Below are 20,172 nucleotides of genomic sequence, written 5' to 3'. Positions count from 1 at the left end.
CACACGCCGCAACGACGCGCACAGAAAAGCCGATCACGGCCACTGTCAACCATCAGCTGGGACCGAACTGTCAAGCATCACCCGGGACCGGACAGACGATCAGCGAGGAGCGCGGTACAACTTTCCCTACATCATCAAGGCCCGCGCACGGCGCGGGCGCGCGCCGCCTCTGCGGCGCGGCCTGCCTCCCGTCTTCGCCCCGGCTGGCCGCGCCCGGCGGCGCGCTCGGCGGCTGCGGGCATGAAGTGGGGAGACACCCCCTCTGTGGCTGGGGCGGTCGGCTCCACGGCTTTAGGCAGCCACTTTGGGGCGAGCCTCTAAGATCATGGCCCCAACGTCGTACTTTACCGGGCAGGTCCACAGACTGCCCGACTCGCCATCAGCTTACGGGGCCATGATCACTCGCCCCAAAGCAGCTCCGTAAGTTGTTCGGTGGCCCGGGAGGGCCGGATGTGGCTTCAAAGCAGCTTGCCGACCGTGGCTCGGCTGGAGTGGCCGTCCGGTCCTTCGGGGCGCCCTGGTCGCTGATTGAAATACGCGGAACGCGTCGCTGTTTACGGAGCTGACGACGGGGTGTCCTACGGGCCGACGGAAGCAACTCGGCTGCGGGAGGGACGCGTGAGCAAACAGCGGGCCCGGATATGGGTCGGTATCGACGTGGGCAAGGGCCATCACTGGGCTGCGGTGGTCGATGAGACCGGCGCGACTCTGTGGTCGAAGAAGATCGAAAATGACGAGTCGGCAATCCTGACGGCACTCGGCGAGATCCTGGACCTGGCCGATGAGGTGCACTGGGCGGTGGACATCTCCAGCAGGTCCTCCGCACTGTTGCTAGCGCTGCTGGCCGCCCACGGGCAGCAGCCTGTCTACGTGCCCGGGCGGACAGTCAATCGCATGGCCGACGCCTACCGGGGCGAAGCCAAGACGGATGCCCTCGACGCCTATGTCATCGCAGAAACCGCCCGTCACCGCCGGGACTTCACCACCCTCGACGTTCCCGCGCAGCTGGCCGCCGACCTCGCGCTCCTGACCGCTCACCGCACCGACCTGGTCGCCGACCGGGTGCGGACGGTCAACCGGCTCCGCGACGTGCTCACCGGCATGTTCCCCGCCCTGGAGCGGTCCTTTGACTACTCGGCCCGCAGGGGTGCACTGGTGTTGCTGACCGGCTACCAGACTCCGGCTGCCCTGCGTCGGCGCGGCTCGGCCCGCCTGACCTCTTGGCTGGTCACTCGAGGTGTTCGCGACGCGGACAGCGTGGCCGCCACTGCCATGGAAGCCGCCCAGGCCCAGCAGACCGCGCTGCCCGGCGAGGACGCTGCCGCACAGATCGTCGCCGACCTGGCCACTCAGATCCTGGCCCTGGACGACCGACTCAAGCGCATCGACCGGCAGATCCGCGACACCTTTCGCGCCCACCCACAGGCCGAGATCATCGAGTCGCTGCCCGGCATGGGTCCCATCCTGGGAGCCGAGTTCGTCGTCGCCGCGGGCGACATGACCGCCTACGTTGATGCCGGTCACCTTGCCTCGGCCGCTGGGCTGGTCCCTGTCCCCCGCGATTCCGGCCGCCGCACCGGCAACCTGCACCGCCCCAAGCGCTACAGCGCCGTCTGCGCAGAGTCTTCTACCTCTCCGCGCAGACGAGCATCATCCGCGACGGCCCCAACCGGGAGTACTACCTCAAGAAACGCGGCGAGGGCTGCAAACACGTCCAGGCCGTCATCGCCCTCGCACGACGCCGAACCAGTGTGCTGTGGCCCTCCTGCGCGACGACCGAGCCTTCACCCCCGCCCCGCCCATCACACAGACGGCTTGACTCAGCCCGAGGCCACAAACCCGGCAGCGTGGTGGAGGCCGGTGGGGGTGCAGCGAGGCACACGCGCGCCTGATCGGCCAGCGTGCCCGCCGACGTGGCTGACTTTCGTCGGCACAGGCACAAACGATCTCCGAGTCGAGATGCCGCCCTCACTGGTGGAGGGCGTGCCCAACGGCCTTGACTGGGTCAAACTCCAGGCCAAAGTCGTTCCGCTGACCTAGGCTCTTCGCCGTCGGCGGTGGCCATGCGGGATCGCGCGTCGAGTGGTGCATGATCGGGTGTCGGCGGCGAACCAGGACGGGGGGCGGGGTGTGAGTGTCATGGGTGTGTGGGTCGTCGGGGCAGTGCCTGACGAGCGGATAAAGAATCTACTGTCCGCCGCGGTTCAGACCTCGCCGTGGGCACCGACGTCAACGCACGCTGATGTGACTGGAGGGTTAGCTTGGTGGCGGAGCAAGGCACGGGCGTCTCTGTTCACCTCGTCCAAGACCACTGCTGCCAGTTGGGTGGCTGAAGAGGACGCCTTCCGGCTGAGCGCATTCTTCGACAGCTGCTATGACGACTCCGAGCCGGTGGAGGCGCTGCGCGACGCCGTCATGGACCAGTTCCCGCCCGAGGGAGACGAGGGCCTGTTCGCGGCCGTGGCACGCAAGACCAGCCCGTTCTCGGCCTTGGCGTACGCGCTCGGTCCCGATGCGGTGTTGCGACTACCGGGCTGGTTTGGGGACTTCCTGCTCGACACCGCACAGGTCCGCGCCCAGCTCCCCGCGGCGGAGGAAGCCCTCACCTTGACCGGAACCCAGCGGCGGGACGCGGTCGAGCGAATCCATGCCTGGATGACCGGCTTGGGCGACGATTCCGACCATGACGTCGATGAACTCCTTGACGGCCCACTGCGCGTTCTCCGCCATGCTGCCCGTATCGGGCAGGGTGCGGCTGGCCAGGTCCGCTGGTATTGACGGAGTGGAACGCTCCTTGGACCACGGGGGAATCCTGTAAGGCACCGCAGGTCAGCGGCTTCTCAGGTCAGGCGCCATCCGCGTAGCGATCTTCCAAACTGGTGCTCCCAGACCCGACCACGGGGCGCTTGACTGGTCCATTGAAACTCCAGCCCAAAGCCGCTCCGCCGACCCGTCATTTCCACTACGATCTACCAACACAAGCACGAGCGAGTGGGGGAAACATGACGGGTCACGACGCTGCCAATGACAGCGCCGGGGGCGATTGGCCGGACGTCGATGAAGAAGTTCCTGAAGAGACCAGGGAAGAAGAAAGCGGAAGCGTGCGCCCAGATCTTGGCGCGCCCACAGACCTAGAAAGAATCTGATTCGAAAGCTCGCCAGTTACGAAATCGATTTCAAGCAAATCAAGCATGATCGTCTCATTTTTCAGCCGAACCCGAAGTGGGATGGCAGCACCTCCGATGAAACCCATCTGCCCCGCGACCGAGCCGCAGAACTACTGGAGCAGCTAAACCAGAAGCCACGTATCTCCACACGATGGGCCGGTATCGTAGTCGAGAACCAGGGATACATCGAGGTTCTACTCCGCCCGAACACACAATTCATGATTCGGGATCAGCTTGTGCGCTCATTCAACAAGCTCGTCACAGACGACTTTGACACGTGCCGCAAGCACAGCGAAAGCGATCAAAGCGCCTTTCCTACCCTCGCACTCCCGCGAGTCGGAGGCGACATTGAGGAATTCAGGCTGCATCTTGTCAACGAGCGCTGCTGCATGGAGCTTTCCAGCCCATCTCCACTTTGTCACGTTCTCGCCAATGAAGGCTTTACGGTCCGCCCCAGATACCTCGCAAGCCTGAAGATCGAGTTCGGTCGAGAGATGACCGTGACCGAGATCGAAGACGAAGCCGAACCGATCATCAACTCTCTCATCTACGAGCTTGACGTACGAAACAATGTTAAGGCTCGTATCGCTCGCTGGCCCTCCAAATCAGATCGCCGCCCCTTTCGGCGTGCTCGCCCAAACAGGGTCATACGCTTCCCTCAAACGAAAATCGACCCAGAAGTCTCCGTTCTCTTCGGATTTGCAGGAAGCGCGTCTGGCAATCCACCCTTGTCTTTCCTCTCCTACTATCAAGTGCTAGAGAATTTTTTCCCACTTGCGACACGTCGGAGCGCGATCCGAAAACTGGAACTGGAGCTTTCAGACCCGCGCTTCGATCGCCGCGATGACAAGTTTCTGATGCGACTGCTCACGGTCGGCGAAAATGCGGCAGCAGCATCAGAATCGATTCAACTGAGGACACTCCTGGGAGAGTTCGTTCGCGGAGCGAGCCTTGTCGACTTCTTCACCGAAAGCGACTGGGGGAAGTATTTCACGAAGAATGGACCAATCCAAGGTATTCTCGACAGCGTAAATCCCGAAAATCGAACAAAGCCGCTATCGCATCAAGTCGCCGACCGGGTTTACAGAATCCGAAACCGGATTGTGCACGCCAAGGATGATCCCAAATTCGAGAGCGTTCCGGCACTGCTGCCGCAAAGCGCAGAGGCGGAAGCGCTCTGGCCGGACATCGAGCTCGTTCGGTTCCTGGCATTCGAAGTCATTCTGAGCGCGCAAGCTAGAAGCAAGTAGACCAGGTGTGCGGGCGCCAGGAGCCGGGACATCAACGGCACCGAACAGAGCGCCCCCACACGTCCGACACGGTGAGGGTCCCATATGGCTCCGGGCGGTGCTCACGAATGAGCGCCCTCCCGGGCCGTCCTCGGGCCGTGGAAGGGCGCTCAACGATGACCAACGTCGACAGCTACCGACAGCTCAGCAGCAGGTCAGGACGTTGATCGATAAGGCGGCCGCAGGTCACGGCCGCCAATGATCAGTTGTGGCTGGACTGACGCCGCCAAGCCAGCCCGTGTCTCACGCCCCCTGTTCCTCGACCAGACCGCAGGCGAAGGGGAACGACGACAAGACCTCCCGTCGTCCGGGGTCAGGCTCTGCTTCGGCCATGTCCGCCAGCACCCGCAGGAAACGGCTTCGCTGGTCTGGTGGCAGCTGGAGCAGTACCCAGCCCACGCATTCCATCATCTTCACCGCAGAGTCGGGATCCACCTCGTCGTCCTCGCAGCTCTCCAAGAACCAAACGATGTCGACGACCAGGCCGGCAAGGACGGGAACCAGTGGGTCCATGTCAGTCATCCGTGCAATCTATCCGCCCCCTACGACGGCAGGAGCATCACCTCCAGCAAGCCCGATGGCAGCGACGGCAGCAACGGCCTGGGCCGTCTCCGGGCCGTCCGACACTGACCAACGTCGACAAGCAGCGACAGGAGGTAGGCACATCAGCGCAGGTCAGCCCAACACCCCACAGCATCAGTACACTTAAGCACCCATTGAAACCAGTTCTAGTTATAGTGGGCAATGGCCGTGGGACGGAGGGCAGATGACCAGCAGCCAGGTGCACCCCCCGACGTACGACCACGGCGGCGGCGTCCGCTCCCTCCGGGTCCCCATCCCGGACAACCCCCTGGGCCACACCCTCGTGTACGTCGTCGACACCGACCGCGGCCCGGTCCTGATCGACACCGGCTGGGACGACCCGGCCTCCTGGGACGCCCTGACCGCCGGGCTCGCGGCCTGCGGTACGTCCGTCGCCGAGGTGCACGGTGTCGTCATCACGCACCACCACCCCGACCACCACGGCCTCTCCGGCAGGGTGCGCGAGGCGTCCGGGGCGTGGGTGGCGATGCACGCGGCGGACGCCTCGATCGTGCGGCGGGCCCGCGGGACCCGCCCGGAGCGCTGGTACACGTACATGGCGGACAAGCTCGCGGCCGCCGGCGCCCCCGAGGAGCACGTGGCGCCCCTGCGCGCCGCCCGCCGCCGGCACCTCCCCGGCCTCTCCCCCGCGCTCCCCGACCGCGAGATCATCCCCGGGGAACTCCTCGGCCTCCCCGGCCGCCGGCTGCGCGCGATCTGGACCCCGGGACACACCCCGGGCCACGTCTGCCTGCACCTGGAGGAGGAGCACCCGGCCCGCCTCCCGGGCCGGGGCCGGCTGTTCTCCGGCGACCATCTGCTGCCCGAGATCACCCCGCACATCGGCCTGTACGAGGATCCCGACGACGCCACCGTCACCGACCCCCTCGGCGACTACCTCGACTCGCTGGAGCGCGTCGGTCGCCTCGCCCCGGCCGAGATCCTCCCCGCCCACCAGCACGCCTTCACCGACGCCCCGTCCCGCGTACGGGAGTTGCTCGGCCACCACGAGGACCGCCTGACCGGCCTCCTCGCCCTCCTCGCCACCCCCCTCACGCCCTGGCAGCTCGCCGAGCGCATGGAGTGGAACCGGCCCTGGCAGCAGATTCCGTACGGGTCGAGGAACATCGCCGTGTCGGAGGCCGAGGCGCATCTGCGGCGCCTGGTGAAGCTGGGGCGGGCGGAGGCGGTGACGGGGAGCGAGCCGGTGGCGTACCAGGCGGTGTGAGCCGGTGACGTACGTGGCCGTGTGAGCCGGCGGTGTACGGGACGGTGGGCCGGTGCGTCCCGAGGGTGTGAGCCGACGTCACCACAGCATTGGCCGGAGGTCGCCTTGTCGCGGGGCTCCCCGGGAATGCAGCATGAGGGGGTCGAGTTGCCGAAGCCGCTGCCGGAATACCCAGTACGGGACGACACAGTGCGGGTTCACGGTACTCCGGGGCGCATCACCCGAGGGGAACTGTCATGCACAGCGACGTAGTGAGCCGCGCCGCCGCACACGCAGTGGGTGAAGCCCGTCCCACCGGCAGCCACGCGGAGAGCGAGGTCACCGGGTCCGGGCGCGTGTCCCTGCAGACTCTCAGCCTCCGGAACGAGCGGAGCGTACTGCGGGCCGCCGCGGTCGACGACGACGTGACCGCGGGATTCCAGTCCCACATCTGAGACCGGAGCGGGGACGAGGTGGCGGTGCCGGTGGCGGCACGGCCCTTCCGGCAGTTCGTGGTGAAGGTCCACAGCCGGTGCGATCTGGCCTGCGACCACTGCTACGTCTACCGGCACGCCGACCAGAGCTGGCGCCGGCAGCCCAGGGTCATGGCACCACGCATCGCGCGGGCCACCGCCGAGCGCATCGCCGAACACGCGGCCGCCCACCGGCTGAGGCGGGTCACCGTCGTGCTGCACGGCGGCGAACCGCTGCTCGCCGGACCCGAACGACTGAGCTCCATGGCCCGTGAACTGCGGCGGTCACTGGACGGCGTCGCCGTGCTCGACCTGCGCATGCAGACCAACGGTCTGCTGCTCGACGAGGCGTTCTGCGCGGTGCTGGCACGCGAGCGCATCCGCACCGGAGTCTCCCTGGACGGCGACCGGGCCTCCCACGACCGGCACCGCGTGCGGGCCGACGGCTCCGGCAGCTACGACGACGTCGTCCGGGCGATCCGGCTGCTGGGGCGGCCCGCGCACCGGGCGGCCTTCGCCGGGCTGCTGTGCACGGTGGACGTGTCCAACGATCCGGACGCGGTCTACGAGGCCCTGGCCGAACTGCGGCCCCCACGCGTGGACTTCCTGCTGCCCCACGCCACCTGGGACCATCCGCCGCCCCGCCCGCACGGCGACGCGGACTACGCGGACTGGCTGATCACCGTCTACGACCGGTGGAACGCCGACGACCGGCCGTTCAGCATCCGCATGTTCGAGTCCGTGGAGGCCGCCGCCTCGGGCGAGGCGGGCTTCACCGAGGCGCTCGGGCTGGGCAGCCCCGATCTCGTGGTGATCGAGACCGACGGGTCGATCGAACAGGCCGACTGGCTCAAGACGGTGGGCGAGGGAGCACCGGCGACCGGCTTCCACGTCCTGTCCGACACGTTCGACGAGGCGTCCGCCCACACCGGCTTCCAAGCCCGCACGCTGGGCCTGGACGGTCTGTCCGAGCAGTGCCGTCGGTGCCCCGTGGTGGAGATCTGCGGCGGCGGGCTCTACGGCCACCGGCACCGCTCCGGCAGCGGCTTCGCCAATCCGTCGGTGTACTGCCCCGACCTGCTCCGGCTCATCCGGCACGTCCGGGCCGCGCCGGCCCCGCCGCGGGACACGCTGGAGCCTGCCGACTTCACCGCGCTCACGGCCGGCGGCGAGCGGGAGCGTACGGCCGTGCTGCGGCTGGCCGAGGCGCAACTGAACCTGCGGCGCGCGATGCTGGCCTATCTGCACCAGGGCGGAGCCGGCTCGGCCGGCGCCTGGCAGGCGTTGCTGGGCATGGACGGTCCCGCCCTGGACGCCGTGCTCTCCGACCCGGCGGTGCACGCCTGGGCGGTGGCCGCTTGCGCGGCCATCGCACGCGGGCTCGACGTTCCCGACACCGCGCTGCTCGACGGAGTGGCCCTGGCCACGGCCGTGCACGCCCGGCGGTCCCTCGAACTCCCGGTCCGCGTCGGTCCGTCCGGCGTGGTGACGCTGCCGACGGTGGGCCGGCTGCTGCTGCCCGACCCGGCGTCCCGCCCACCCGCGGGCACCGTCCCGGTGGTCGCCGACGACGGCGGGGTCCGCCGGGCCGACGGCGGCACGGCGGTCTGGGAGCCGGTGCGGCGTCTCGCGGTCGGCGGCATCACGCTACGGCTCGCGCACGCCGACGACCACCGTCCGACGGGCGCCGGGGGCGACCGGCGACCGGCGACCTGGAGGACGGGCACCGGACGGACCGACGCCGGACGGACCGTCGCCGAACGGGCGGGCACCATTCCGACGGACGCCGGGGGGACGGGCACCGGACGGACAGAGGCATGGCAGAGGTCCCTCGAGGCAGCCTGGGGCATCCTGTCCCCTCGGCAGCCGCATCTGGCGGCCGCGCTGGCGGCCGGCGTGAGCACCGTGGTGGCCGTCGACGGCGAACCGGCGGAGGGCGCACCCCGCCCGCCCTTCGGAGCGCTGGCCCTGCCCCTGTCCGCCCCGCCCGAGGACCTCGCGCTGGCCCTGGCCCGCGAGTGGCAGTACGCCAAGTTCGCGGCCCTGCGCGACCTGTACGACCTCGGGGGCGCGGGCCGGGATGCGCTGCGGCGGGCGTACGTGCGGCTGGCCGTGGCCCGGGCATGGCGGGCGCGTCCGGGCGACGCGGACCGGGAGCGGGCGGCGCACTGGCAGCGGGAAGCCATCGCCGCCCTGGGCTCGTTCGCCGACGAGGCGGGCGACCCGGCCGCGGCCGGCCGGCGCCTGGCGGCGGACATCGGGGCGGCGGCCCGCGCGCTCGACGAGGGCGCGTGACGGCGGTGCACACGGCCAAGGCCCTCGCGGACGACCTGCGCGGACTCGGACTGCGGCCGGGTGATGTCGTCCTGGTGCACAGCTCGCTGCGTCGTGTGGGCCCGACGGAACAGGGGGCGGCCACCGTCGTCGAAGGGCTGCGAGCCGCCACGGGAGCCGACGGCACGATCGTCGTGCCCACGTACACGGCGGGCAACTCCCTCTCCTCACCGCTGTACCGCGAGCGGGTGCGCGGCATGTCCGCGGCACAGGTCGCCGCCTTCCGTGAGGCGATGCCGGGGTTCGACCCGGCCACCACTCCCAGCACCGGCATGGGCGCCGTGGCCGAGTGGGTGCGCACCGCGCCGGGGGCCCGGCGCAGCGCGCACCCCCAGACCTCGCTGGCCGCGCTGGGGCCGCTGGCCGGACGGATCACCGGGGGCCACGCCCTCGACTGTCATCTCGGCCAGGCGTCCCCGCTGGGACACCTCTACCGGCTCGACGCGCGCGTGCTGCTGCTCGGCGTCGGCTTCGAGGCGTGCACGGCCTTCCATCTGGCGGAGTACCGTCTGCCCGCTCCGCCCCGGCGGGCCTACGACTGTGTCGTCGCCGACGGTGCGCGGACGGACGGGCGGCCGGGGCGGCGATGGCTGCGCTTCGAGGACGTGGCCCTGGACGACGGCGACTTCGGGCGCCTCGGCTCCTGGCTGGAAGACCGGCGGACGGACACCGGCCGGTACCTGGTCCGGCGGGGTCGCGTGGGCGCGGGAATTGCCCGGCTCCTCCCTATGGCTCTCTCGGTGGACTTGGCTGTGGAATGGTTCAAGGAACACCGCATGACCGGAGGGGGCAGCGCAGGTGACCGATCCGCACTTATCCGGCCGCCCGGCTGACGCCCAGGATCCGTATTTCTTCCACAGCTACGGCCATGTGCCCGCGCAACCCGGGGCACCGCGCGCCCCGGACGAGCGGCAGCAGTCGTTCCACGACCTGCTGTCGCAGTTCGTGATGCAGCTGTCCACGCACCCCGGGACGAGTCCGGTCGGCTTCCTCGACCGGCGCATGCCCCTGGGCGGCGAGTGGCGCAAGCATCTCAAGGAGGCGCTGGCGACCTGCCGGGTCTTCATGCCGGTGTACTCGCAGCGCTACGCCACCAGCCGCTGGTGCGGGATGGAGTGGGACGCCTTCGCGCGGCGGCAGGAGGTGCACCAGCGCTTCGCGCCGTACACCGTGAGCCCGATCGTGCCCGTGCTGTGGACCCCGCCCGCCCGGGTCACCCTGCCGGACGTCGTCCTGCCCTACCAGTACCACCACCAGGACCTCGGCGAGGACTACCGGCGGATGGGGCTGCTCGGCCTCATGGAGGCCGGGAAGTGGCCGAGCTACCGGCGCACCGTGTGGCGGATCGCGGAACGGGTCGTCGACGTCGCGACGACGGCCCGGTGGAGACCCTGCGACGCGAGTCTCTTCGACGATCTGCGCAACGTGTTCGCGCCCGGCGACCAGGAGGACACATGAGCCCCGTGACGGACTCCGGCCCGGTCTTCTTCCTCAGTTACGCCCGCACGCCGGGAGGCCTGTCCGGCCTCGACCTCGACCGGCCGGTCGTCGAGTTCTACGACGACCTGCGGCGGGAGGTGGCCAGACTGACCGGGGAGCGGGAGCCGGACGTCGGGTACATCGAGCGCCGGGACGCCCCCTCCGACGCGTGGCGGCCCGCGCTCGCGGCCAGCCGGGTCTTCGTCCCGCTGTTCGCGCCACGGTATTTCAGCGACCCGGTGTGCGGCCGCCAGTGGACGGCCTTCCGGCACCGGATGGGCCCGGACTACGACCGTGTGGTGGTGCCCGTGGTGTGGATCCCGCGCACCGCCGGCAGCGCGCTGCCCCTGGCCGCCCTGGACGTGCAGACCCAGCTGCCGCGCGAGGACGGTGCCGAGCAGCGGCACGCGCTGGAGCGGTACGCGGAGTCGGGTCTCTACCAGCTGATGGAGCTGGAGGACGACGACCGGCGCGCCTACCGGCACGTCGTGACCCGGCTCGCGGAGAGGATCGTGCGCTCGGCGGCCGAAGCGCCCGCGCGACCGGGCGGCGCCGAGCAGCCGGGCGAGCGCCGTGACCTGGGTGACGCCTTCGCGCCCCGGCCGCCGAAACCGGCGTTGCGGATCACGGTCCTGGCCCCCGTCACCAGCCGGCTGCCGCCCGGTCGTGACGCGGCCCGCTACGGCTCGGACGCCGCGGAGTGGCGGCCGTACGGCTCCGCCACCGGCCCTCTGTCCCAGCAGGCTGTCGCCGTGGCCCGCAACCTCGGCTTCGCGCCCGAGATCGTGCCGTTCGGCAAGGCCCGCGAGAGCCTCGCCACCGACGAGTCGGCGAACGGGCGGCACCGGCCCGTGGCACCCTGGGTCCTGGTGGTCGACGCCTGGGTGCTCGGTGATCTGAAGACCGCAAAGGCCGTGCAGCGCATCGACCGGGCGAACCGCGCGTGGCTGGCCGTGATGGCGGTCCTGGCGGACGACGATCCGCAGACCCGGCAGCACGGGGAGAGGCTGCGCTCCCTGCTGGAGGACACCCTGTCGCGGCACCGCAATCTGCGCGGCGGGCGCCTCACGGCCCGGGGCACCGCTGCCCGGGGCATACCGAACGCCGACGCGTTCGCCTGGCTCTTCGCGGAATTGGCGCAGAGCTGCTATATGCGGTATCTCGATGACATCCAGGATTTTTCTCCGCGCCTGCCGTCCAACAGGGCCCGGAGTCACGGTGGTTCGGAGGCCGACCAGTGACCGTCGAGAACACCAGGGCGCAGGCTTCTTCCCTCCCGGAAGGGGAGGAGGCGCCCGCGGGGAAGATCGTCACCTTCTACTCGTACAAGGGCGGCACCGGCCGGACGATGTCCCTGGCCAATGTCGCCTGGATCCTCGCCTCGGGCGGGAAACGGGTCCTGGTCGTCGACTGGGACCTGGACGCGCCCGGCCTCGACCGGTTCCTCCACCCCTTCCTGGACGCCGACCGGCTGCGCAGCTCGCCGGGGGTGATCGACCTCTTCCTGCACTTCAACCAGACCGTCGCGGAACAGCGCAGACAGCCGGAGAGCGACGCGCACGACGACTGGGAGCTCGCCGAGGCCGAATGGGTGGCCACGCAGGCCCGTTTCAACCACTGCGTCATCCCGGTCGACTGGCAGTTCCCCGGCGGCGGCCGGCTGGACTACGTCTCGCCGGGGACGCAGAACAAGGAGTACCTGTCGGCGTACTCGCAGTTCGACTGGCTGCGCTTCCTGGACCACACCTGGCACGGCCCGGTCTTCGTGGAGGCCCTGAAGCGCGAGCTGACGCAGAACTACGACTACGTGCTGATCGACAGCCGCACCGGGCTGAGTGACGTGTCGGACGTGTGCACGGTGCTGCTGCCGGACGTCCTGGTGGTCGCGTTCACCCCGAGCAGCCAGGGACTCGACGGCGCCCACGCCGTGGCCCAGAAGATCGACAACCTGTACGGCTACCGCGGGATCCGGCTCGTCCCGGTCCCCATGCGCGTGGAGGACGCCAACGGGGAGGCGGACCGTCTGGAGGCGGCCCGCGAACAGGTGCAGGCGAAGTTCGCCGACATCGTGCGCCGGCACTGCGCGGTGGACGCCCATGAGTACTGGGGCAGGGTGGAGATCCCTTACCGGCCCTTCTACGCCTACGAGGAGCTGCTGGCCCCGTTCCGGGACGCTCCCGGCAGCCCCACCTCGATGCTGGCCGCCTGCGAACGCCTGACCGAGGTCATCTCGGAGGGCGAGGTCAGGGCACTGCCCCGCATGGACGACGCGGAACGCAAACGGGTGCTCGCCCTGTACAAGCGGCCCAGGCCGATGGCCGACACCGACATCCACGTCAGCTTCGTGCCGGAGGACCGCACCTGGGCCGACTGGATCGAGTTCACCCTGAAGTCGGCGGGCTTCCGCGTGCATCTGCTGCCGGGCGGCGCTGCCGCGCGCACCGGCACCGAACGGGCGGTGGAGTCGGCCACCCGCACCGTGGCCGTCCTGTCCCACGCCTACCGGCGTTCCCCGGAGGCGCGCGCGGTGTGGGAGACGACCGACTCGCTCGACGGTCTGGGCAGCCGGCGCAGTCTGGTGACGGTCCGCGTGGACGACGTCCGGCTGAGTGCGCCGTTCTCCGATCGCACCGCCGCCGACATGACCCGCTTCGGCCCGGACGAGGACGCCGCCCGCCGGGCGCTGCTGAAGGCCGTCGACGCCCCCACACAGCCGCTGTTCAGCCCGGTCGTCTCGAGCAACGGCGGGCCTCGTTTCCCGGGCGCGGAACCCCCGGTGTGGTCGATGCCGCTGCGCAACACGGCCTTCACCGGGCGGGAGGAGCTGCTGGAGCTGCTGCGTGAACGGTTGCGGGCGGGCAGCGGCACCGTGCTCCTGCGGGGCATGGGCGGGGTCGGCAAGACGATGCTGGCGCAGGAGTTCGCCCACCGGTTCAAGGGCGACTACGACGTCGTCTGGCACATTCAGGCCGACCAGCGCAACCTCGCGGTGGAGCAGTACGCCCAGCTGGCCGGTGAGCTGGAGGTGCCCGAACGCAAGAACCCGACGGCGACGGCGGCCGGTGTGAAGGACGCGCTGCGCATGGGCCGGCCCTACAGCCGCTGGCTGCTGCTCCTCGACAACGTCGAGCACGTGAGCGACCTGTCCGATCTGCTGGTCAGCGGCAAGCAGGGGCACATCCTGGTGACCAGTCAGCGCTCCGAGGGCTGGGAGCGCTACGCGGAGATCATCGACGTCGGCGTGTTCGAGCGCGGTGAGAGCGTGGCGCACCTCCAGCGCAGGCTGACCGACTGCTCCACCGAGGAGGCGGACGAGGTGGCCGGCGCGCTCGGCGACCTGCCGCTGGCCATCGAGCAGGCCGCCGCCGTTCTCAAGGACAGCGGCCTGCAGACGCGCGAGTACGTCGAGCTGCTGCAGCGTCAGCCCGCCGCCGACACCGTCGGCCTGAGCGCCGAGGACCGGCTGCTCGACGTCTCCAAGACCTGGCAGGTGGCCATCGAGCAGCTGAACAAGAACTTTCCGCCCGCCGTGCAGCTCCTCAAGCTGGCCGCGTGGTTCAGCCCCGAGCCGATCTCCATGGACCTGCTGCAGAGCACGCAGATCGCGCAGGCCCTGACCGGCCACGACCGCCCCGCCGAGACGGAGAGGCGCCACCGGGCCTTCGACAGCACCGAGATGATCGCGCGGGCCTTCCAGGAGCTGAACCGGCTCTCGCTCGCCACGGTCGACCGCAAGTCCCGCAGCCTGCGGGTGCACCGCCTGGTGCAGATGTCGGTCCGGCTGAACATGACGGAGAAGGAGCAGGAGGAGACCCGGGACATCGTCTTCCGCACCCTGGTGGCCGCTCGCCCCGAGCAGGACGACCCCGAGGACCACCACACCTGGGAGCGCTACCGCATCATCTGGCCGCACCTGGGCACGCCCTGGGCGCTGACCGCCCCGGACTACGGCATCCGCAAGCTCATCGTGGACCGGGTCCGCCAGTTGCGCCGCCGCGGCGAGCTGAAGCAGGCGTACGACCTGAGCACCCGTGTCCACCAGGGCTGGCTCGAACACAGCGGGCCCGACGAGCGCTGGGTGCTGCACATGGGCTTCCAGATCGCCAACATCCTGCGCGCCCAGGGCCGGTACGAGGAGTCCCTGGCCATGGACCTGCAGGTGCTGGAGCGTCAGGAGGCGACCCTGGACAGCCCCAACGACCTGCACATCCTCATGACGTCCGGGGGCGTCGCCGCCGACCTGCGCGGCCTGGGCCGCTACACCGAGGCCCTGGAACGCGACCAGCTCAACCACGATCGCTTCCTGGAGTACTTCGGCGAGGACCACGAGCGCAGTCTGATGGCCGCCAACAACCTCGCGGTGTGCCTGCGCGTGTCGGGGCAGTACGCGGACGCCCTGCGGCTGGACCGCAGAACGATGGACATGCGGAAGGAGATCTGGCCGGATCACCCCTACACGCTGGAGTCGACCATCAGTTACGCCCGCGACCTGCTCGACTGCGGCGATTACGCGGGCTCCGAACTCCAGTTGCGACGCACCTACGACCGCTGTCTCGCCGGCCGGGAGTTCGGTCCGTCCGCCCCGACCACCATCAAGGCGGGCCGGGCCCTCGCGGGTGCGCTGCGCGGGCTCGGCCGGGCGCAGGAGGCGGAGGAGCTGAGCCGCACCGTGCTGTCCCACCTGCCCGCCGAGGAGGGCCCGGCCTCCCCCGACCGGCTGCTGCTGGAACTGGGGCTGGCGGGGGCGTTGGGCGCGCAGGGCCGTGCCGCGGAGGCCCGTGACCTGGCCTGCCGGATCCTGGACGACTGCCGTCGCCTCTTCCACGACAAGCACCCGTACACGGTGGCGTGTGCCGCGAACCTGGCGGTGCACCTCTACAGCGCCAACGAGGCCGCCTCCTCCCTGGCGTACGCAGAGCAGGCGGCGAAGGCCTTCGCCGAGATCTTCGACGAGGACCACCCGTTCACCCTGATGTGCCGCGTCAATCTGGCCAACGCCCAGGCCGCACTGGGCCGGCACGCGGAGGCCCGTACGGCCTACGAGGAGGTCCTGGACCAGTTGCGTCTGGTGCTCAACGACGATCAGCACCCCGCTCCGCTGGTCTGCGCGGCCAACCTCGCCGTCGTACGGAAGGAACTGGGCGAGACCGCGGCCGCCGAGCGGCTGCGGGAGGAGGTGCTGGGCGCGCTGACGACGAAACTGGGGGCCGACCACCCGCGCACCCTGGCACTGCGGGAGTGGAACCGTTCGGGCTGGGAGTTCGACCCCCACCCCATCTGACCGGCTCCCCGGGAGCGGGGACGGGCCGCGGAACGCCTACACCGCGGCCCCGAAGCGCTCGTGGGCCCGATCGCGGAGCCAGGCGAGGATCTCGGGTACGGCCGGCAGCGCGGCGAAGTGCGCCGCCCGCGGCTTCAGCACGGGCTTGGCCGAGGGGATGCGGTCGGCCAGCCAGCGGAAGTGGCCCACCGGCGAGAAGGTGTCGTGTTCCCCGTGCCACAGCAGCAGGGGGACCTCGACGATCTTGCCCGGGTCGAATCCCCAGTCCTGCCGGAAGGACAGCACGTCGTCGAGCCAACCGAAGGAGGAACGCACGGCGCTGGTCTGGTAGTTGGCGAGCAGCAGGCCCCGGATGCCGCCATGGCCCACCACCATCTTGTCGGCGGCGGGCAGCTCGGGGGTCAGCCAGGTCAGCAGCGATCCGGGGTTGTCACGGATGGCGTCCGCGTTGCTGGCCAGGTTGGCCTTGAGCCGGTCCAGGCATTCCGCCGACCCGTCCCGCATGGCCTCGGAAGCGGCCTTGTAGGCGATGACATTGGAGTTGGCCATGCCCTCGAACCAGTCGAGCCCGTCGGCGTTCGGGGGCGCGATGCTGACCAGGGCGGCGGCGCTGGCCACCCGGTGCGGCAGGAGCGCCGCGCAGGCCATGGCGTGCGGCCCGCCGCCCGAACGGCCGACCACGGAGAACTGCTCGATCTTCAGGTGATCGGCGATGGCCTTCACGTCGGCGGCGGCGTGCTCGACGGCGCGGCCCCTCAGCCGGCCGGACTCGCCGTATCCGGGCCGGTCGTAGGAGATGAGGCGGATCCCCAGTTTGTACAGATCGATGGCGCGCGGGCGCGGTCCGAACCTGCTGCCGGGAGTGCCATGCAGCAAGAACACCGGGTGCCCTTTCGGATCCCCCGACGTCTCGAAGAAGAGCAGCCTGTCACCGCCGCTCTTGACACTGCCCAACACCGGTGTGCCTCCCGTCGCCAGCGCCGCGGCCGCCCGGAGCGGGACCCAGAGAACCAGCATCCCGCCCGACAGGGCGCCCGTCGACACGCAAACCAGCCGTCTGCATGACGGACCGAGGGGCATGACACAACGTCAACAGGTGACGGTTGCGCCCCCTTGGATGCCGCTCACACCGACCAACGCTAGAGGATGTCTGCCCCGCACCGGGGCCATTCCGGCCGGGGTGCGGGCCATTTGGCGCAAAACGCATGTTTAGTTTGACATTACAGTGATCAACGGCGGCCACAGCGGCGAGAAGACGACACCACAGGCCGTAACGCCATGATCGAGCAGTTCACGCCCCCGCGCATCCTGACCTCCCAGTACGTCACCCTTTTCCCCTCGGGACCCTCCCGCGACCGCCATGCCCACGCCGTCGCATCACACGGAGAACGGCAACACAGAGCGACACCCAGGGGCGATTTCCGGCCGAACCGGCGACCAGCCCGATCCGGTGACGGAAACACGGCCCCGGGTTACGCCGTCGGGCGACGCTCCGCGACCTGGGCCAGCGAGCGCACCAACTCCTCCGCCTCGCCCAGGAGTCCCACTTCCTCCACCGTCATCGTCGGATTCGCCGCCCGCCGCCGCAGAGCCTCCGTCAGGCCCTCCCGCGTGAGGTCGGACGGGTCGGTGAGGAGGGCGGCGAGCATCGCGTGGGCCGGTGCGGCGATCGGCTCGGCGGAGACCGCGACCTGGGCGAGGATCACCGCGGACATGCCCCAGTCCAGGCCCGGGTCGCCCTCCTGGGCGGTGGCCCAGTCGATGACCCGCGGACCGTCGGGCATGAGGACGACGTTGTCCGGGTGCAGGTCGAGATGGAGGACGCTGGGGCCGGCGCCGGGCGCGGGGACGGCGTGCAGCGCGCGCAGCAGCCCGGCGAGGGTGGCGCCCGCCTCCGCCGCGTCGAGCGCGCCGGCCGCGAACGCCTGGAGCATCGTCGGCCCGTCCAGCCGTTCCATCACCAGGTCGGTGCGCGAGCCGGAGGGGCGTACGGCGGGCGCGGGGTAGCCGTGGGCCCGGACGTGCGCCATCACCGCCCCCTCGGCGGCCGCGTCGCCCCACCCCTCGCGGTCGCGGCGCAGCACCCACGCCCCGTCGAGCTCGTAGACGTCGGCCGTGCGGCCCGAGCCGAGCAGGCGGCCCGGCTGCCTCCCCGCGATCCCCCCGGTTGTCATGCCCTGAACCTACCGCGCGCAGCCCCACCCACCGGCACCCCTCAGGGCCTTCCCTACGGGCGAGTAGAGTGGCCGAGTCGTCATCACACCCGTACGGGGGGAAGCCGGTGCGAATCCGGCGCTGACCCGCAACCGTGAACCGCCCTCCGGGGCCGGTGAGCCGGACTGCCCCGGACAGGAACCATGACCGGCTCACGTGCGCCGGCAGCCCGCCGCCGCACGGCACCGTCGAGGTTTACGGAGCCGAGCCGCCGGGGTGTCCCGTGCTGCCCGGCTCCCTGACAGGGAGAGGCACCCGCCGATCATGAACGTCCGCCGCAGCGCCGCGGTCCTGGCCGCCACCGCAGTGATCGGCGCCGCCACGCCCGCCGCAGCCGCCGACCCGACCCCGTCCCCGTCGCCGTCCGTGGTGATCCCCTCCGGCCTGTACGGCAGCACGGACCCGACGTACGACGGCGTCTGGCGCCAGTCGCTCGCGCTGCTCGCCCAGGACACGGTCGGGGTGAAGCCGGCCGACAAGGCCGTGGACTGGCTGACCGGGCAGCAGTGCGCCGACGGCGCCTTCGCCGCGTTCCGCGCCGACCCGGCCAAGGCCTGCGACGCCAAGCTCATGGTCGACACCAACAGCACCGCCGCCGCCGTCCAGGCCCTCGCGGCCCTCGGCGGCCACGAGGCCGAAGTGGCGAAGGCGGTGACCTGGCTGAAGTCCGTGCAGAACGCGGACGGCGGCTGGGGATACGCGGCCGGCGGCGCCAGCGACACGAACTCGACGTCCGTCGTGGTCGGGGCGCTCGCGGCGGCGGGCGAAAAGCCCGCGGAGGTCGTGAAGGGCGGGAAGTCGCCGTACGACGCCCTGGTGAAGCTCGCCCTCCCCTGCGACGGCGCCGACGCGGGCGCCTTCGCCTACCAGCCCGACAAGACGGGCAAGCGGGCGGCCAACGCGGACGCGACGGCCGCCGGTGTCCTCGGCGCCCTCGGCAAGGGCCTCGCGCCCGCGGCCGGGACGAAGTCGGACGCCGCCACCTGCGTCGACGCCGGCCCGAACCCGCAGCAGGCCGCCGCCAACGGGGCCGCCTACCTGGCGAGGACCCTGCAGAAGGACGGGTACCTCACGTCGGTGCTCCCCGGCGCCGAGAACCAGCCCGACCACGGCAACACCGCCGACGCGGTCGTCGCGCTCGCCGCACAGGGCGGCGCGGCGAGCGCCGACAAGCCGTTGAAGTGGCTCCAGCAGAACTCCGCCGCCTGGGCGAAGCAGAGCGGCCCGGCCGCGTACGCGCAGCTGATCTTCGCGGCCCACGCGACGGGCACCGACCCGCGCGCGTTCGGCGGCACGGACCTGGTCACCGCCCTCAACGCGACGGGACCGGCACCGCAGTCGACCGGGGAGGCGACCCCGCAGAAGGCCGACGACGCGGACAAGGGCGACTCCGACGACGGCTTCGGCATCTGGTGGACCATCGGCGTCTTCCTCGTCGCCGGCATCGGCATCGGTTTCCTGATCAGCGGCCGCAGGAAGCAGCAGCCGTGATACGCCGCACCGCCGCACTCGTCCTCGCCGCCCTGCTCCCGATCCTGGCCGGTCCCGGCCAGGCCCAGGCCGCCGGCTACCGCTACTGGTCCTTCTGGGAGCGTGAGGGCGACCGCTGGATCTACGCCACCGAGGGCCCCGCGACGGCCCGCCCCTCCGACGGCGCCGTCCAGGGCTTCCGCTTCGCGGTCAGCGAGAACTCCGCGGACGCGTCCCAGCCGCGCGGCATGACGTCCTTCGCCGTGATCTGTGCGAGGACGCCCGCGCAGGAGGGGTCCAAGCGGGTGGCCCTGGTCCTCGACTTCGGCACGGCCGCGGACGCCCCCGCGGGAGAGAACCCGCCCGCCTCCCGCGCATTCTGCGCCCGCGTGCCCGAGGACGCGACGACCGCGGAGGCCCTGGCCTCGGTGGCCGAACCCCTCCGCTACGACACCAACGCCCTGCTGTGCGCGATCTCCGGTTACCCGAAGACGGGCTGCGGGGAGCAGGTGACGGCGGGCGGGAAGCCCACGGCGGGCGAGAAGCCGACGGCGACGGAAGAGCCCGAGAAGGACGGGGGCCCGTCGGTGGGCGTGTACGCGGGTGGCGCCCTGATCGCCGCCCTGGCAGCGGCGGCGGTGTGGCAGGCGCGGCGGCGCGGGCGTGGATAGCCCCG

At 70.6% G+C, this 20,172-nt stretch carries 14 protein-coding genes, 1 pseudogene and 1 riboswitch; of the genes and pseudogenes, 12 read left to right on the top strand and 3 right to left on the bottom strand.

Annotated features, from left to right (window positions below):
- Positions 1 to 618: 618 nt before the first annotated feature.
- From ACIHAR_RS04955 to ACIHAR_RS04945, 3 genes and pseudogenes are all read left to right on the top strand, one after another.
- A pseudogene (locus ACIHAR_RS04955) lies at positions 619 to 1,819 on the top strand (IS110 family transposase).
- 506 nt (positions 1,820 to 2,325) lie between these two features.
- Positions 2,326 to 2,778, top strand: a complete 453-nt coding sequence (locus tag ACIHAR_RS04950) for a hypothetical protein (RefSeq protein WP_400016943.1) — start codon at positions 2,326 to 2,328, stop codon at positions 2,776 to 2,778.
- 778 nt (positions 2,779 to 3,556) lie between these two features.
- A complete protein-coding gene (locus tag ACIHAR_RS04945) occupies positions 3,557 to 4,417 on the top strand; it encodes a hypothetical protein (protein ID WP_400016941.1) in 861 nt (286 codons plus the stop codon).
- 282 nt (positions 4,418 to 4,699) lie between these two features.
- On the opposite strand, the gene ACIHAR_RS04940 is transcribed toward ACIHAR_RS04945, so the two are convergent.
- Entirely contained in the window at positions 4,700 to 4,978 is a 279-nt protein-coding gene (locus ACIHAR_RS04940; RefSeq protein WP_400016939.1) for a hypothetical protein, read from the bottom strand.
- Between the two features lie 244 nt (positions 4,979 to 5,222).
- Here ACIHAR_RS04940 and ACIHAR_RS04935 point away from each other — a divergent pair, with 244 nt between their 5' ends.
- The 7 genes from ACIHAR_RS04935 (at position 5,223) to fxsT (ending at position 15,812) form a co-directional block, all read left to right on the top strand.
- A complete protein-coding gene (locus ACIHAR_RS04935) occupies positions 5,223 to 6,266 on the top strand; it encodes an MBL fold metallo-hydrolase (RefSeq protein WP_400016937.1) in 1,044 nt (347 codons plus the stop codon).
- Positions 6,267 to 6,502: 236 nt separating this feature from the next.
- The gene (locus tag ACIHAR_RS04930) at positions 6,503 to 6,700 is read left to right on the top strand and encodes a hypothetical protein (protein ID WP_365454918.1); all 198 of its coding nucleotides are present in this window, start codon (positions 6,503 to 6,505) and stop codon (positions 6,698 to 6,700) included.
- Positions 6,701 to 6,730: 30 nt separating this feature from the next.
- Positions 6,731 to 9,013, top strand: a complete 2,283-nt coding sequence (locus ACIHAR_RS04925; RefSeq protein ID WP_400016934.1) for an FxsB family cyclophane-forming radical SAM/SPASM peptide maturase — start codon at positions 6,731 to 6,733, stop codon at positions 9,011 to 9,013.
- On the top strand, positions 9,010 to 9,885 hold the full coding sequence (locus tag ACIHAR_RS04920) for an aminoglycoside N(3)-acetyltransferase (protein ID WP_400016932.1): 876 nt from the start codon (positions 9,010 to 9,012) through the stop codon (positions 9,883 to 9,885). The genes ACIHAR_RS04925 and ACIHAR_RS04920 overlap by 4 nt, the downstream gene beginning before the upstream one ends.
- The gene (locus ACIHAR_RS04915; protein WP_365454909.1) at positions 9,851 to 10,510 is read left to right on the top strand and encodes a TIR-like protein FxsC; all 660 of its coding nucleotides are present in this window, start codon (positions 9,851 to 9,853) and stop codon (positions 10,508 to 10,510) included. Before ACIHAR_RS04920 ends, ACIHAR_RS04915 begins: the two co-directional genes overlap by 35 nt.
- Positions 10,507 to 11,772 (top strand): TIR-like protein FxsC, encoded by a 1,266-nt coding sequence (locus ACIHAR_RS04910; protein WP_365454906.1) that lies wholly within the window; start codon positions 10,507 to 10,509, stop codon positions 11,770 to 11,772. The genes ACIHAR_RS04915 and ACIHAR_RS04910 overlap by 4 nt, the downstream gene beginning before the upstream one ends.
- The gene (fxsT, locus tag ACIHAR_RS04905) at positions 11,769 to 15,812 is read left to right on the top strand and encodes an FxSxx-COOH system tetratricopeptide repeat protein (RefSeq protein WP_400016929.1); all 4,044 of its coding nucleotides are present in this window, start codon (positions 11,769 to 11,771) and stop codon (positions 15,810 to 15,812) included. The genes ACIHAR_RS04910 and fxsT overlap by 4 nt, the downstream gene beginning before the upstream one ends.
- Positions 15,813 to 15,848: 36 nt before the next feature.
- Here fxsT and ACIHAR_RS04900 read toward each other — a convergent pair whose 3' ends face one another.
- Both ACIHAR_RS04900 and ACIHAR_RS04895 read right to left on the bottom strand, forming a co-directional pair.
- Entirely contained in the window at positions 15,849 to 16,694 is an 846-nt protein-coding gene (locus ACIHAR_RS04900) for an alpha/beta fold hydrolase (RefSeq protein ID WP_365454900.1), read from the bottom strand.
- Between the two features lie 590 nt (positions 16,695 to 17,284).
- Positions 17,285 to 17,986 carry a phosphotransferase family protein gene (locus ACIHAR_RS04895; protein ID WP_400016927.1) on the bottom strand — a complete coding sequence of 234 codons (702 nt, stop codon included), beginning with the start codon at positions 17,984 to 17,986 and terminating at the stop codon, positions 17,285 to 17,287.
- A gap of 97 nt (positions 17,987 to 18,083) precedes the next feature.
- A riboswitch (cobalamin riboswitch) is annotated at positions 18,084 to 18,157 on the top strand.
- 133 nt (positions 18,158 to 18,290) lie between these two features.
- Between ACIHAR_RS04895 and ACIHAR_RS04890 the strand changes: the two genes are divergently transcribed.
- Together ACIHAR_RS04890 and ACIHAR_RS04885 are read left to right on the top strand one after the other, a co-directional pair.
- Positions 18,291 to 19,517, top strand: coding sequence for a prenyltransferase/squalene oxidase repeat-containing protein (locus ACIHAR_RS04890; RefSeq protein ID WP_400016924.1), 1,227 nt, complete (start codon positions 18,291 to 18,293; stop codon positions 19,515 to 19,517).
- Positions 19,514 to 20,167, top strand: coding sequence for an SCO2322 family protein (locus ACIHAR_RS04885; protein WP_400016922.1), 654 nt, complete (start codon positions 19,514 to 19,516; stop codon positions 20,165 to 20,167). Before ACIHAR_RS04890 ends, ACIHAR_RS04885 begins: the two co-directional genes overlap by 4 nt.
- Positions 20,168 to 20,172 lie beyond the last annotated feature (5 nt).

This window comes from Streptomyces sp. NPDC052016, assembly GCF_044548445.1.
Taxonomy (GTDB): domain Bacteria; phylum Actinomycetota; class Actinomycetes; order Streptomycetales; family Streptomycetaceae; genus Streptomyces.
This window is presented reverse-complemented; position numbering and strand designations above follow the sequence as displayed.

Bases quoted from the DNA above. Each gene is read 5' to 3' on its own strand.
- ACIHAR_RS04945 (WP_400016941.1), top strand. From the start codon at position 3,557: ATGGAGCTTTCCAGCCCATCTCCACTTTGTCACGTTCTCGCCAATGAA.
- ACIHAR_RS04940 (WP_400016939.1), bottom strand. From the start codon at position 4,978: ATGACTGACATGGACCCACTGGTTCCCGTCCTTGCCGGCCTGGTCGTC.
- ACIHAR_RS04935 (WP_400016937.1), top strand. From the start codon at position 5,223: ATGACCAGCAGCCAGGTGCACCCCCCGACGTACGACCACGGCGGCGGC.
- ACIHAR_RS04930 (WP_365454918.1), top strand. From the start codon at position 6,503: ATGCACAGCGACGTAGTGAGCCGCGCCGCCGCACACGCAGTGGGTGAA.
- ACIHAR_RS04910 (WP_365454906.1), top strand. From the start codon at position 10,507: ATGAGCCCCGTGACGGACTCCGGCCCGGTCTTCTTCCTCAGTTACGCC.
- ACIHAR_RS04895 (WP_400016927.1), bottom strand. From the start codon at position 17,986: ATGACAACCGGGGGGATCGCGGGGAGGCAGCCGGGCCGCCTGCTCGGC.
- ACIHAR_RS04890 (WP_400016924.1), top strand. From the start codon at position 18,291: ATGAACGTCCGCCGCAGCGCCGCGGTCCTGGCCGCCACCGCAGTGATC.